The sequence below is a fragment of the Paenibacillus xylanilyticus genome (genome assembly GCF_047246825.1).
Classification (GTDB): domain Bacteria; phylum Bacillota; class Bacilli; order Paenibacillales; family Paenibacillaceae; genus Paenibacillus; species Paenibacillus xylanilyticus_B.
This window is the reverse complement of the sequence record NZ_JBFOLB010000002.1, coordinates 404,523-419,514: the sequence shown is the minus strand read 5'-3', so window position 1 is coordinate 419,514 and position 14,992 is coordinate 404,523. Positions and strand designations below refer to the sequence as shown.

The window sequence follows — 14,992 nt, the reverse complement described above, 5'->3', positions numbered from 1 at the left end:
AAACGTTGGTGTATCAATGTTTATGCGGTTTGACAAAATGACATATTTACGAAAAAATGCGTGATCCTCTATTGTTAAGCTAAAGCTGCGCCAACAAAACTAACATGTAAAATGAATTTTCCAACGTTTTCCTGCGGCGCACGACCCAAACATGTGAAACGACAGAAGGAGGCGATCCTGTGTGCAGGAAGTAAAAACGGTCAATCAGCAACAGACATTATACCAGCCGAAAATCAGCAGGAAGCGATGGCAAAAAATCTGGAGGAACTGGGAGCTGTATTTGTTTATCGCACCCGCATTTCTGTATTTTCTCATCTTTCACTACGGACCCATGTACGGTATCCAGATTGCGTTCAAAAATTACAATCCGGTACGGGGAGTATTCGGGAGTTCCTGGGTAGGTTTCGATCACTTTGTTCGATTCTTTGAATCTTATTATTTCTGGGATTTGATGTGGAACACGCTGAGCATCAGTTTGTATGAGCTCGCTGTCGGGTTTCCGATTCCGATTATTCTGGCACTGGCGTTTAATGAACTGAAACACAAACGATTCAAAAAGCTGGTCCAGACGGTTACTTATGCGCCTCATTTTATCTCTGTTGTCGTGATGGTTGGTATGGTGATTGCCTTCTTGTCTCCATCCACCGGAATCTTGATTCGTTTTGTGGAATGGATGGGCATCGATGCGCCTGCATTTCTGACAAGCCCGGCATGGTTCAAGACGGTATATGTGCTTTCCGGCGTGTGGCAAAGTGCGGGTTGGGGTACAATCATTTACCTTGCTGCGTTGTCGGCAGTGGATCCTGGCTTACATGAAGCAGCGATTATAGATGGGGCAAACAGACTGCAGCGAATTCGGCACATTAACATTCCCGTGCTGGTACCAACAATGACGATTCTGCTCATTTTGAATATGGGAAGTCTGCTTGGAGTTGGGTTTGAAAAAATCCTGCTCATGCAAAACCCGCTTAACATGGAATCGTCAGATGTCATTTCCACTTTTGTATATCGTTCGGGTCTTGAAAATGCACAATACAGCTTCTCTACTGCTGTGGGCCTGTTTAACTCTGTGATTAATGCGTTCCTGCTCGTTACGGTCAATCAGATCGTACGCAAGACGAGTGAGAATAGTCTCTGGTAAAGGAGGGGGAACCATGTTAACCGGTATACAAGAAACGAGACAAGACAAAATTTTTCTGACACTGAACTACATCTACGTTACGTTTGCGTTTCTCCTTGTAGCCTATCCACTGGTCTATATGATCAGTGCATCGATCAGCAATCCGAAAGAAGTGGCTTCGGGTGCGATGTGGCTTTTTCCCAAAGATATTACGTTTGAAGGGTATCAAAGAGTACTTCAGGATCAGCGGATCTGGTCAGGTTATGCCAACACCATTTTGTATACGGTTGTTGGTACTGTTGTGAACCTGATGGTCACCATTCCGGCGGCGTATGCGCTCAGCAGAAGAGACTTGGTTGGCAGAGGGTTCTTTATGGGCGTCTTTATGTTCACGATGTTCTTCGGCGGAGGGTTGGTACCGAGTTATCTGCTGATTAAGGAGCTTGGCATGATTAACAGCATGTGGGCACTGATTTTGCCTTCCGCAGCTTCGGTATGGAACATCATCGTCTCCCGTACCTTCTTCCAGGGAACAATCCCGAGCGAGCTTCAGGAAGCCGCACAGATTGATGGTTGTTCTAATTTTAAGCTGTTTTTCAAAATCGTACTGCCGCTGTCCATGCCGATTATAGCCGTTATGGCGCTCTTCTACGGTGTAGGGCACTGGAACAGTTATTTCTCAGCGATGATTTATTTGAATGATTCGGCAAAATATCCGCTTCAGCTTGTATTAAGACAGATCCTCGTGCTGCAGGAAATGTCGGCCCAGGGTTCTGGCATGATGGACAGTTCAGCTGCCTCAGCGCTGAATAACAAAGCCGAAGTAGCGGCACTCGTTCGCTATGCAGTGATCATTGTATCCACACTGCCGGTTATTATCGTATATCCGTTTTTGCAGCGTTACTTTGTTCAGGGTGTCATGATCGGTTCCGTTAAGGGCTGATCTATACCATATATATCATCAGAAAAGGGAGTTGTTGTCATGAAGAGAGCTCACAAGAAGTCAACGGTTCTTCTAAGTTTGATCCTTGCTGCAAGCATGCTTGCGGCATGCGGAACCTCTCCTGAGGGCGGTTCAACCGCTGAACCGGGGACGCCGGAAGAGACAGGGGTAAAACAAGAGGGCTTTCCTATTGTGGAGGAGCCGATCACATTGACCATGATGTCCCAGGATGTAGGCGTTGCGGATTGGAATACGATGCCGGTCATTCAGGAAGCGGAAAAGCTTACGAACATCAAGTTTGAATTCCAGCTCACTCCGATTGACAGCTTTGCAACCAAGAAAAACCTTGTTTTTGCAAGTGGTGATTTGCCTGATGTATTGTACGGAGCCGATCTTACACCGGCAGAGCAGGTAACCTATGGTACCCAAGGTTCACTTATTCCGCTTGAGCCGTACATTGAAGGGGGATATGCTCCGAACATTAAAAAGCTGTTTGATGAAAATCCGGATATTCGCAAATCGTTCACAACTCCCGAAGGACATATTTACGCCCTTCCTTTCATTGACAGTGCCGCAGTCTGGTATCGAAGCCCGATGTGGTATAACGGCAGTATGCTGGAAGCGCTTGGCGTGAAGGAACTGCCGAAGACGACAGAGGAATTGTATGCATTGCTGAAGCGGGTAAAGACAGAAGATCCGAATGGCAACGGCCAAGCTGATGAAATTCCGCTGACTTCCGTGAAACTTGACGATCTGAGAATGTATTTCCTAGGCTTCTGGGGGATGTATGACCCTGTCGTATACGTGGATAAACAAGACAAGGTGTTCTACAGTCCGATGCAGGAAGGCTACAAAGGTTATTTGGAATTCATGAATCGATTGTGGAAAGAGGATCTGCTGGATCACGAAACTTTCTCCCAGACGCCTGAGCAGAAAAAAGCCAAGGGAGAAAACAATCAAATTGCTCTCTTTAATGACTATTTCTCCTACTTTACACTTGGCGGCGACCCGGACGCGGCAATGAAAAATCCGCTCATGACCCCGGTGGCGAGTGATATTGCAGGAACTCCTGTTTATGGAATGCATCCGGGCCTCTCCGCGAATGGGACATTTGCCATCACAAGTGTGAATGAGCATCCGGAAGCAACCATGCGCTGGATCGACTATTTGTATTCCGTTGAGGGGCAAACGCTCTTTAATCAAGGTCCTGAAGGCACGCTGTGGAAGTATACCAACAAAGATACGCATGAAAAAGAATGGTTGCCTGTTCCGGGAGGCGGCGACCGTGAAGAGTACAGAGGCACCATTACTCCAAACTTTGGCATGTTGACTCCAGGTCATAATTCGCCGGAACTCACGAATGGCCTTACGACTGAATTTGACGAGTGGATTGCAAAGGAAAATCAGGAAAAGCTCATACCGATTGGTAAAGCACCGTTCCCGAATGCTTATTTGACCACCGAACAGCAGGATGAAGCTTCGGCACTGTTGTCTGATCTGAATACGTATGTCAAGCAGATGGAAGCGAAGTTTGTAACCGGGGAAGAGCCATTGTCCAATTGGGATAGCTATGTCGAACAAATGAAGAAGATGGGCGGAGACCGGATTCAAGAAATCTATCAGGAAGTTTACGATACCTGGAATGCTGCGGGTCAATAAACGTAAGCGAATTCCATTAACCGACCTATTGAAATGAAAAAAAAGCCAACATCGACCGGCAATCCTTCACGATCGCATGTTGGCTTTCCTGTTCCTTAGCTTGCAGAGTCAGCCCCTGCATCATTGGTTGTGGTGCGATGAAGCTTGCGGTATTGTCCCGGGGTAAGCCCGGTCTCTTTCTTGAATTTGCGGATAAAATTTGGTGTATCCAGATACCCGACTTCCTGAATGAGATCTTTCAAGGGGGTATCCGTAGTTTGCAGCTGATGAAACACTCTGTCGAGTCGTTTTTGCCAAATGTACTGGATGAAATTGATGCCAGTCTTTTCCTTGAAGGAACGGCTGACATGTGAAGGAGACACTTCAAATTCATAGGCAAGCGTATCCAAGCTGAGATTGTGATCCGTAAAATGTGTGTCGATATAGTCTACAATTCGGTCTATTAATGTCTGTTCTTCCTGCTGTGTATCCTGGTTCACCTCGGCGCATAGCTGGGAGGCAAGCGAGAGCAGGACCGATTCTAGCTCTTCCAGCGAGCTGCTAAATACCATGTTGGGAGCAATCTGTTGGAGCATATGATGCTCTCCGAGCTCCGAAGCTGTCTTCAATATCGTGTTCAGCAGATCAAAGCTGATGCAGCGTACAAGCAGTGCTGGCAGCATGGATGACTGCAGACTACTCACGGAAGAGCGAATCATCTGGGAAGCGACATCGGAATTACCCTGCTTCAGACTCTGGGCCAGCTTTAGTTGCATGTGGTTCGGAATCCAGAAGGAATGGCTTGGTGTCTTGGACATTTCTTCAAATAGCGCAGAGGACCCGTATTCCCCTGGCACGAGCAGATCAAAGGCAGAGCAGGCCTCGATGTACGATTGATTCAACTCGTGAAGGTGCCGATAACCGCTTCCGGCAGCAATCATCGGCGCGATGGACAATGTGTCCAGCAGCATGCCGCGAACGTGCTCCATGATTTGTTTGATCGAGGATATCTCGTCCAGTTCTTCTATGGCATCAAAACTCATGATCACACCGAATTGGTCCAGCTGTGGCAGTTCAACGCCATAACCTGTTGCTTGCAGGTCCGGCAGCTCGATATGGGCAAGACTGCTCGCAATACGGCGGCGCAGCTCCATATCGGAGTGTTTGGACCCATTCCAGCCGATGACCATGACAAACAGAGTATCCTTGTCCAGCTTCAGATCGAACAGCTGCATCAGTTCAGGGGACAACGGATCTGAATTTCCGAAATTGATCAGTGTGGACAAGTACTGATTGCGGGCAAACGGTTCCTGTAAATCAATGCGGGAACTGTAATTCTGCAAAGCGGAACGAATCCGTTCCAGTTCATTGGCATACCCGGGCTCTCCGGCATTCTTCTTTTCCGGAAAGCGGGAGGAGGCAAATTCGACCAGGGTTGAGATTGGCTGATACTGCATTCTGGCCAGAACGAGAGCTACCGCGACTCCGACTAGCACTACGATGCCAATGATCAGCATCATGAAACTGCGGACATCCAGTACACTGCTGAAGAATTGGGAGCTTGGCATCACAGTCATATAGGTCCAGCCGTTGGATTCCGATTGGACAGATACGATGGAATGATCTTTGCCGTCCAGCCTCCGTTCCTGAATGCCTGGTGTGATGGTATTGAACAAGGCAGCGGATGCATTAGTGCTAAGTGTATCCCCCTGATGGTTGGCGGCAAGAATCTGTCCTTCAACATCAAGAACAAAGGTCAGGCCTTGATAGTTTCCCAGGATGGAATCAATCAGATCTGTAATCTGTGACTCCTTGATAAAAACCATGACAGTCGCATGCGGATTCAGGCTGTTTGGAGTTATGGGGATAAGATAGGCGAGCTTGCGGTCCCGCACTCCTCCGGTTTTGGTCACCACGTCGGCAGGTCTTACGGTAGGGTACTTGGTTTCGTTTAGATCGTTATACAGAGATTGCTTGTCCCAGCTCTCAAAGCTGAGATTGTCGGCAAACACCTCAAAGTCGGTCAGGCCTTTGCTGGAGTATATGCGTTTGTCATCATGGAAATAAAGATAGATTTCATCAATCATGGAGCTGGTCGCCTTGTACTGATCCAGTGCGCGAATGGCTTCCGGGCTGGTCTGCGTATTGGTCACCCGATAGGAAGAGAGCCGGTTGTCGTACGAAATCCGGGAAGCGATCTCGCTGAGCTCTTTCATGCGACTGTCAATGGTGACTTTGGTTTGTGATAGCTGGGCCAGACGCGAGCTTTCAATTTCAGTGCGGAGGGTTTTGACGGCATTTTCATAGATGAACACGGTCATGAATGCGAGAGGAATTAGCAGAATGAACAGGTAGGACCAAATGTACTTCAGGAACAGCTTGGATTTGAAATAGTCCATTCGCACGTAAAATGCTGCCTCCTTCCATTGGAGAATCGCCATTTCTTATAAATGATAGCAATAAAAAAATGGTTTGCACATAGCTTTTTTGAAAGGGTTACGCATGGGTTTCAATATCGTAGAGGAAAAGGTGTGGATGATCATGCAAAAATGGTTTGAGGATGCGAAGCTGGGGATTTTTATTCACTATGGAATTTATGCGGTCGACGGAGTGGCGGAATCATGGTCATTCTACAATGGACGCATGACATATGACGATTACATGAAGCAGATGGAAGGATTTACTGCCTCCAAGTTTGATGCCTCCGCGTGGGCTGACCTGATAGAGAAATCGGGTGCCAAGTACGCTGTGCTGACAACCAAGCATCATGACGGGGTAGCTCTGTGGGATACACAGTACAGTGATTTGAACACCGTAAAGAAGACAGCAGCAGCACGGGATATCGTCAAAGAATATGCGGATGCGATCTCAGCAAAGGGACTTCGGCTCGGACTTTACTACTCGCTGATCGACTGGTCTCACCCGGATTACCCAAGTGTTTATGAAGGTGGCAAAGTTCCGGATGATCCTGGTTCTGCCAATCCGTTTTCTTCTCCCGTGGACGGTATTCAGGATGAAGCAAAGTGGCAGAAGTTCCTTGAGTTTAACAACCATCAACTGAAAGAACTGCTTACCGGGTTCGGCAAGGTAGATCTGCTGTGGTTTGACGGGGATTGGGAACGAAGCGAGGAGCAGTGGAACCTGCCTGAATTCAAACAGTATTTGAAATCGCTGCAGCCGGACCTCATCATCAATTCACGTCTGCAGGGGCATGGGGATTACAAGACACCGGAACAGGGGCTTCCGATTACGCGGCCGGACGGGCCATGGGAATTTTGCACAACGATCAACTCCTCTTGGGGGTACGTTCCAACAGATCAACATTATAAATCACTGCATCAGATCGTACGCATGTTTTGTGACTGCATCTCCATGGGCGGCAACATGCTGCTTGATATCGGGCCAAAGGAGGACGGTACGATTGATGAGAGACAGGAAGCGATCCTGCTTGGACTCGGCGACTGGATCAGAGCGCATGAAGAAGCAGTTTATGGGACAAGGGAAGGGATTATGAGCCGGTATTACGGAGACGGAAGTACTCTTTCGGCAGATGAAAAGACACTCTATCTTTTTGTACACGGGGATCCGAAGGAAACCATCTGTGTGAAGGGACTTTGTAATAAAATCAAAAAAGTATCCGTACTGCATTCTGGCAAAGAACTGACGTATGACATTCATGGCGGAGTACCATGGTTCCAAATTCCCGGGACAACCTGGATTCATCTGACCGGTGAAGATACTCATGAACTGACCACTGTAGTGAAGCTGGAGTTTGATGAGAAGGTTAACATGTACGGCGGATCCGGAGCGGTCGTTACTCATAACTAAATGGAGGGATCGTAATGATGCTAAGTGGCGTACCCATTCCTCATATGGATGCCTATCAGCCCAAACACTATATTTGCCGCCGCTCAGAAGGTGAGCTGGTGCTTGATGGCAGGCTGGACAAACCTTTCTGGAATCAGGCGGAATGGACGGACACGTTTGTCGATATTGAAGGAGACCTTCGTCCTGCTCCCGCGAAGGATACACGGGTTAAAATGCTGTGGGATGATGATCATTTTTATTTCGGGGCCGAGCTTTGGGAAGACCAGATCTGGGCGACGTTAACCGAACGCGATTCCGTCATTTTTTACGACAACGATTTTGAAATCTTCATTGATCCTGACGGGGACAGCCACGGTTATTATGAATTTGAAATTAACGCTCTCAATACGGTCTGGGATCTGCTCTTGATCAAGCCTTACAGGGACGGAGGTCCGCCGCTGGACAGCTGGGATCTGAAAGGGCTGAAGACAGCCGTATATATTGACGGTGAGCTGAATCGCCCGGAAGCGAATAACCGGAAATGGTCTGTTGAGGTTGCTATTCCATGGATCAGCCTGAAAGAGTGCGCCAAGGAACACCGTGCACCGCTGCCTGGTGAATTCTGGAGAGTCAATTTTTCACGGGTGGAGTGGCAGGTAGATGTGGTGGAGGGTACTTACCGCAAAGTGATTAATCCCGCTACTGGAAAGCCGTATCCCGAGGACAACTGGGTCTGGTCACCGATGGGACTCATTAATATGCATTATCCCGAACTGTGGGGGTATGTTGTGTTTGCGAATGAAGACGGTCCGCACGATTTTGTAATGCCGCAGGACGAACGCATTAAATGGGAGCTGAGAAAGCTGTATTACCTGCAGCGTAATTACAGGGAGATGAAAGGGACGTTTACACAAGATCTGTCACTGCTCGACTGGACTTCGGATGTGGAAGTTCATCCTGAGGTTTATGCTGTGGACCGCCTGTTTCAGATATCAGCTGCAACTGCGGACGGGACCGGAAAATGGGTCATTCGCGAGGACGGAAACCTGTGGAAGGAGAGGGATATGGTATGAGTGTGCAAACGTCGGTATTTTCACTTACTCCTGAAGAGATGAATCGTATTGAAGACAAGCTTCGCGTCAAAAAGGAGCTTGTCGGAACCCGGGCTGACGAAATTTTTTCCGTATTTCGGGAGCCGCTGTCTGAGGAAGAAGAGTGGGCACTCAAGTTTGTGTATGCTTACAGTCCGCTTCAGGACCTGGCAGATGTTCCGGGTGCACTTTTTTTGAGTCATGTGAGATCAACATTGCAGATCCGGCGAGAGGTTCCGTGGGGCCAGCGGGTACCGGATGAATTGTTCCTGCATTTTGTCCTGCCATGCAGGGTGAATACGGAAAATATAGAGGATTGCCGAGGGATCTTCTACGCAGAGCTGGGACAGCGCATCATGCCGCTTACGATGGCAGAAGCGATACTGGAGGCCAACTACTGGTGTCACGAAAAGGCAGTCTACACCGGCAGTGACCTTAGAACCGTTTCCCCGCTGACGATGATACGGAGTGCAAAGGGCCGCTGCGGAGAAGAATCAACGCTCGCGGTGACCGCACTGCGCAGTATTGGAATTCCTGCCCGTCAGGTATATACCCCTCGTTGGGCCCACTGTGATGACAATCATGCCTGGGTGGAAGCGTGGGCTGACGGAATCTGGTATTATATTGGCGCATGTGAACCGGAAGCGAGGCTGAACCAGGGATGGTTTACACCGCCTGCACGTCGCTCGATGCTGATGAATACGAGAGTGCTTGGCAACTATCATGGTCCGGAAGATGTTACGCTTGCGACAGAATGGTACACCGAGCTGAATCTCCTGGAGAATTATGCCCCGACAAGAGAGGTGACTGTATCGGTCAAGGATCAAACCGGAGCGGCAGTGAAGGGAGCTGCCGTGCGATTCGAGCTGTATAACATGGCCGAATTTTATCCGATTGCAGAGCTCGTGACAGATGAAGATGGACAAGTGGTCTTCAAAACGGGATATGGAGATCTGCTTATCCGTGCGGTATTTCAAGGGCAGTGGCAGGAGCGCAAGGTGACGATTGCTGAAACGGATCGGTTGGAACTTGTGCTGGATCTGCAAAGTCAGCCCAAGCAAGAGAGTGGAATCGTCGATTACGATATGGTTCCTCCGTCCGTGACAGAGGGCGAGAACTTGCCGGAACTGACAGAAGAAGCCGAGTCGCTGCATCAGCAGCGTTTGAAAGAGGGAGCGGATATTCGCACAGCGTTTGAAGCTACATTTATAACAAATGGGGAGAGTATAAATCTATCCAGGCAGCTGGGTCTTCCAGAAGCAAGAGTATGGGACGTTATGCAAAAAGCGCGCGGAAATGGACAGGAAATTGCCGAATTTCTCATAGAAAGTACCCCTGTGCACGGGGAGTGGCCGCTGCTCCTGCTGGAATCGCTGAACAGTAAGGATTTGATTGATACGTTCCGCCCGGTGCTGCATGATCACTTGAATTTTTCGCTTCCTCTGCGCGGCATGCTGCCGGATACCTTGTTTATTCCCTACGTGCTATGTCCACGCGTTTCATTTGAGATGCTTGGCGAATACAGAGAGCGGTTCCAGGCAGCCTTTGTTCAAGACGAGAAAGATGCAATGGTGAAAAATCCTTCACTTCTTGCTGCAAGACTCAAGGAGAAATACGTTCATTCGGAGGATCTGCCCAATCTGAAAGGCAAGGGTACAGCAGCAGGGACCTATTGGTTAATGGCTGGGGATGAAGAATCTCTGGCAATCCTGTTTGTTTCCATTTGCCGCAGTCTCGGCATTCCTTCCCGTCTGCATCCAAGTGAACGCAAGCCACAGTACTGGCAGGGAGGGAGCTGGATCTTTGCAGATCTTGGCGGCAAGGAAGAGGTGAAGCAGCTGACAGGGACCATTCGTCTCGAGCAACAAGAGGCAGAACGGAACACGCCGGTGGCTTCCTATTACCAGAATATTTCTATTGCCCGCCTTGTTCAGGGGAAATATGTGACTCTGCATTTTCCGCATGGAGAGACGAAGCTGTTTGCCGAGCCTTTGGCAGCAGAGGAAGGATTTTACCGCATGACAACAGGGATTCGCCTGAAAGATGGCACGGTGAGATCACGATTTACTTATTTTGAGTTAAAAGAAGGGGAGGAAGTCCGAGTGACCGTAACCTTCCGCAGCGCAGAAGAAGAGATTCCTGTCCTTGGGACAGTGGATCAGAATATGGAACTGCGATGGCAGGATGGAAGCGCAGCTACACTTGACCACAGTCTGAGTGGAACGGCTTCAGGCATGCTGCTGTCATGGATTGAACCAGAGCGAGAACCGACCATGCATTTGCTGAAGGAACTTGCTGATCTTAGGGAGGAACTGGCGGAGCAGAATGTGCCGATTGTATTAATTACAGGCTCTTCGGGTACAAGCAAAAAATTGAAAAGCGAACAGCAGGAGATGCTGCCACCACAAATCAGACTGGGAGAGGCCGCTGCTGGTTCATTGCCAGAACTGCTCCGAAGCTCTGGAGCGACAGAGTCCGGGTATCCCCACCTTGTCGTGCTGGATAAGGCCTATCGGATTCGTTATGTCTCATCCGGTTACCGGATTGGTGCTGTGAAGGAAGCCCTTCAGGTTAGCTCACAGCTGATTGGAGGAGAAGGCAAATGAGCAAAAGATGGATTATCGGATATGTCGGCCATCGTGATTTAAACGAAGTGTCGGAGGTTGACCTAAGTCGGATGACGCATATCAATATTGCTTTTGGCCACATTGAGGACGGTGTCATTCAGACCAGTCATCTGCAGAATATGGAACGGATTTCGACGATGAAGAAGGCCTTCCCGGATTTAAAAATGATACTGTCTGTCGGGGGCTGGAGTGCAGGCGGCTTCTCGGAAGCGGCAGCGACTGAGGAGGGCAGGCAGAAACTGGCGGCGTCTGCAGTCCTGGCAGTGACAACCTTTGGGCTGGACGGCATTGATTTGGATTGGGAATACCCGTGTTATGGGGAGGCAGGTATTGCTGCTTCCGCGGAGGATAAACCTAACTTCACGCTGCTGCTAAAGGTGATGAGGGCAGCCTTGACGAAACAGGGTGAGCAAGATGACAGGTATTACATGCTGACCATTGCGGCCGGTGCTGACCAATATTACATTGACGGTACGGAAATGGATCAGGTTCAGCAATACCTTGACTACGTGCAGCTGATGACCTATGACATGCGTGGGGGATTTCAGATCCTGACAGGACACCATACCAATCTCTATACTGCGACAGGTGATCTGTATCGGATCAGCACGGATGCCTCGGTACAAATGTTCCTTAATGCCGGAGTACCCCAAGACAAACTTGTCATCGGTGCCGCATTCTATTCACGGATGTGGAAGGGTGTACCTGACCGGAACAACGGGTTGCATCAGATGGCTGAGACGACCGGAGGCTACGGCCCGGAATATACGGAGCTAAGTGAAAAGTATATTGGCCTTAACGGATATATCAGACATTGGGATGATGAGGCGAAGGCACCATATTTGTTTGACGGGAGCACGTTCATCTCTTACGATGATCCGGAATCGATCAGAGCAAAATGCGAATATATCATTGAGCATGACCTTGCCGGGGTGATGTTCTGGGAATATAAATGTGACGCTTCACATCAGCTGCTGAAAACGATGGGAGACGAGCTCGGTACCGGGCAGCATGCACTATAGACCATGATAGGCCCGGCGAGCAAAAATCATAGCATTCTCAGAGGAGCATTGACGCTGACAAAAGAGGTGCAGAACCGAAAAAGGAAGTTCACCAGTGGAATCCGGCTTTTCGCGGGTTCCTTTTCTTTCGAAAAAGGATTAAGATAGAAAGAGATGGCAGCTGATTATCCCTGATTTTTGGCCGTACTTTGGATGAATAAGGCACAAAACGGATTTTGTGAAAAAATCTGCACTTATGCCTTGAGCTTACGGGACTTATGTTGTAATATATTTGGTAATAAATAGATAGAAAGTCCTATCTGGTGGAGAGTGATTCCCATGCGTGATAAGGTGATGCAACGTTGGAGCACCTATGAGCCGTTTTTCGTAGCTCTTGGAGACAAAAAAGTGGCCGACATCGTCATTACCCATCATGCCAAAATGCGGTACGCAGACCGTATTGAGCCCACACGTAATGATGATGACCATATTGCGGCTTGGTTATGGGAGTGTCTGAAGCAGGACCGTATTACGCCATACTACCGTAATGAGCAGGACGTCTACCTCATCGACGAAGATGTGGTAGTGGTTGCGGAATTTTCCGAGCTTGAGGGGGAATATGATATCGCCGGCAATCCTCTTCACAAGATGATTGTAGTAACCTTTTTGGGGCGAATGTCAGAGACGATTGAGCTCCGTGATCTGAAGTCATATTATTCCTGGCTGAGACATTCGAGACGAATGACTCTGGTTAAGAACAGCCGTAAGCACAAGTAGTGATTTACAGGAGCATTCACATTTTTGTACTGATATATTTAGGCTACATCGCATGCAGACAAGCTGCATGCTTTTTTTGTTGGAATTCGGAAAATCGGCTACAATGAGGGAAGCGTACAGAAGAGGGGCGAAGATATGAATTTTCATCAATTGCACATTTTTTACACTGTGGCAGAAAAGGGGAGTTTCTCAGCAGCTGCGCAAGCCTTACATATGACACAACCTGCGGTGACGATGCAGATTCAATCGCTGGAAGATTATTTCGGCACGAAGCTACTGCACCGTTCAACCAAAAAAATAGAATTATCCGAAGCCGGACGAACATTACTTCCACATGCCAAGCGAAGCGTGGAGCTGGTCAGGCAGACCGATGAAGCAATGTCGGCATTTACACAGATGCTTCAGGGAAGGTTACAGCTCGGGGCAAGTTTGACCATTGGCGAATATGTATTGCCACGGATGCTCGGTCCCTTCGCGCGTCAGTATCCGGATATCTCCATCGTAATGAAAGTGATGAACACTACACAAATTATGGACGATATTTTGAAACACCAGTTGAACTTTGGTCTGATCGAGGCACCGATCCATCATCCGGACATGATTGTGGAACCCGTGATGCAGGATGAACTGAAGCTGGTTGTTCCAGCAGGCCATGCACTTGCTGATCGCGGAGAAGTCGAGCTGGAAGAGGTTATGGCTTATCCGTTTGTATTGCGGGAGAAGGGATCTGGTACAAGACAGGTCATGGAAGATCAACTGCAAAAGAAAAACATCGATCCTCAGGACATGAACGTAGTGATGGAACTTGGAAGTACGGGGGCGGTGAAATCGGCAGTGGAAGCCGGTGTGGGCATTACCATGATATCTCCTTCATCCGTTCAACATGAACTTGCCCTTGGACTGGTCCATATTGTCGATATCCGGGGACTTGCGTTCAAGCGACAATTCTATGCAATTCATCTGAAGTCTTCTTTGCTTCCTCTATCGGCAGTCGCTTTTTTAAACTACTTGAGACAGCAGGAGCACGCGGGAGTGGAGGGAGCATAGAGAAAGGAACAAATAATCGCTATCCGATAACACATATACAAGGGAGATGTTGTTAATGGATCAACTTAACGGACGCTGTGACCTTCATACTCACAGTCAGGCTTCAGACGGCATGCAGTCACCTGCTGAGAACGTAAAGCTGGCAAAACAAAAAGGATTGTCAGCAGTAGCGATCACGGATCATGATACGGTAGCAGGTGTGGCAGAAGCCCGGCAGACCGGTCTGGAACAGGGCATCGATGTTGTTGCCGGAGTAGAGATCAGTACCCGTGCAGGAGGCAAAGACATCCATGTGCTGGGGTATTATGTGAATATAGAGGATGAACTCTTTTTGGAACGGCTGCATGGTCTCCGCGAAGCGCGTGAGGAACGGAATCATCGCATCATTGCCAAATTGCAGGAGCTCGGGCTTGCCATCAGCTGGGAAGAAGTCATTGAGGGGCTCGGGCGTCCTTTGGAGCCGGACGAAAGCATTGGCAGACCGCACATGGCTGATGTTTTGGTCAGCAAAGGATATGCTGTCGATATGCGGGATGCATTCGATCGTTATCTGGCCGAAGGAAAACCGGGTTTTGTATCGGTTCCACGTGTAGCTCCTGAAGATGCCTGCCGGTGGATCAGAGAGGCGGGAGGAGCTGCGGTGATCGCGCATCCAGGTCTGTACGGGAATGATGAACTGGTTCGTCAAATTATCGAGAAATCCCGGCCGGAGGGGATCGAAGTATTTCATTCGGATCATGGCCCGGAAGAGGAACGCAGGTATGCCGAATTGGCACGAGAATTTGGATTGATTGTGACAGGCGGCTCAGATTACCACGGTGTAAGACAGGGAGTTGTTTTTCACGGGGATCTGGGGAGCAAGACGGTTGCAGTTGGCGTGCTGGATCAGCTGCGTGCAGCGGCAGAACGTTAATATAATGGGAAAACGAAAAAGCCCCGGA

11 protein-coding genes are annotated in these 14,992 nt (G+C 48.9%); 10 read left to right on the top strand and 1 reads right to left on the bottom strand.

Going from position 1 to position 14,992, the window contains the following annotated elements:
* Window positions 1-232: 232 nt before the first annotated feature.
* The 3 genes from AB3N00_RS16515 to AB3N00_RS16505 are packed head-to-tail and all read left to right on the top strand — an operon-like array spanning window position 233 to window position 3,722.
* Window positions 233-1,141, top strand: coding sequence for an ABC transporter permease subunit (locus tag AB3N00_RS16515; RefSeq protein WP_312884286.1), 909 nt, complete (start codon window positions 233-235; stop codon window positions 1,139-1,141).
* Window positions 1,142-1,154: 13 nt separating this feature from the next.
* Window positions 1,155-2,063 (top strand): carbohydrate ABC transporter permease, encoded by a 909-nt coding sequence (locus tag AB3N00_RS16510; RefSeq protein ID WP_413035568.1) that lies wholly within the window; start codon window positions 1,155-1,157, stop codon window positions 2,061-2,063.
* Window positions 2,064-2,102: 39 nt separating this feature from the next.
* A complete protein-coding gene (locus AB3N00_RS16505) occupies window positions 2,103-3,722 on the top strand; it encodes an extracellular solute-binding protein (protein WP_413035567.1) in 1,620 nt (539 codons plus the stop codon).
* 95 nt (window positions 3,723-3,817) lie between these two features.
* On the opposite strand, the gene AB3N00_RS16500 is transcribed toward AB3N00_RS16505, so the two are convergent.
* Window positions 3,818-6,100: a helix-turn-helix domain-containing protein gene (locus AB3N00_RS16500; RefSeq protein WP_413036057.1), complete on the bottom strand. Its 2,283-nt coding sequence runs from the start codon at window positions 6,098-6,100 to the stop codon at window positions 3,818-3,820.
* 142 nt (window positions 6,101-6,242) lie between these two features.
* Here AB3N00_RS16500 and AB3N00_RS16495 point away from each other — a divergent pair, with 142 nt between their 5' ends.
* The 7 genes from AB3N00_RS16495 to AB3N00_RS16465 all read left to right on the top strand — a co-directional run bounded on the left by AB3N00_RS16495 (window position 6,243) and on the right by AB3N00_RS16465 (window position 14,964).
* Window positions 6,243-7,529: an alpha-L-fucosidase gene (locus tag AB3N00_RS16495; RefSeq protein ID WP_413035566.1), complete on the top strand. Its 1,287-nt coding sequence runs from the start codon at window positions 6,243-6,245 to the stop codon at window positions 7,527-7,529.
* A 14-nt stretch (window positions 7,530-7,543) separates the two neighbouring features.
* Window positions 7,544-8,581 carry a carbohydrate-binding family 9-like protein gene (locus AB3N00_RS16490; RefSeq protein WP_413035565.1) on the top strand — a complete coding sequence of 346 codons (1,038 nt, stop codon included), beginning with the start codon at window positions 7,544-7,546 and terminating at the stop codon, window positions 8,579-8,581.
* On the top strand, window positions 8,578-11,205 hold the full coding sequence (locus AB3N00_RS16485) for a transglutaminase domain-containing protein (protein WP_413035564.1): 2,628 nt from the start codon (window positions 8,578-8,580) through the stop codon (window positions 11,203-11,205). Before AB3N00_RS16490 ends, AB3N00_RS16485 begins: the two co-directional genes overlap by 4 nt.
* Window positions 11,202-12,248: a glycoside hydrolase family 18 protein gene (locus tag AB3N00_RS16480; protein ID WP_413035563.1), complete on the top strand. Its 1,047-nt coding sequence runs from the start codon at window positions 11,202-11,204 to the stop codon at window positions 12,246-12,248. The genes AB3N00_RS16485 and AB3N00_RS16480 overlap by 4 nt, the downstream gene beginning before the upstream one ends.
* 318 nt (window positions 12,249-12,566) lie before the next feature.
* Window positions 12,567-13,004, top strand: coding sequence for a hypothetical protein (locus AB3N00_RS16475; protein ID WP_175395687.1), 438 nt, complete (start codon window positions 12,567-12,569; stop codon window positions 13,002-13,004).
* 135 nt (window positions 13,005-13,139) lie between these two features.
* Window positions 13,140-14,051, top strand: coding sequence for a selenium metabolism-associated LysR family transcriptional regulator (locus AB3N00_RS16470; protein ID WP_413035562.1), 912 nt, complete (start codon window positions 13,140-13,142; stop codon window positions 14,049-14,051).
* Window positions 14,052-14,106: 55 nt separating this feature from the next.
* The gene (locus AB3N00_RS16465; RefSeq protein ID WP_413035561.1) at window positions 14,107-14,964 is read left to right on the top strand and encodes a PHP domain-containing protein; all 858 of its coding nucleotides are present in this window, start codon (window positions 14,107-14,109) and stop codon (window positions 14,962-14,964) included.
* The last annotated feature ends 28 nt before the right edge of the window (window positions 14,965-14,992 follow it).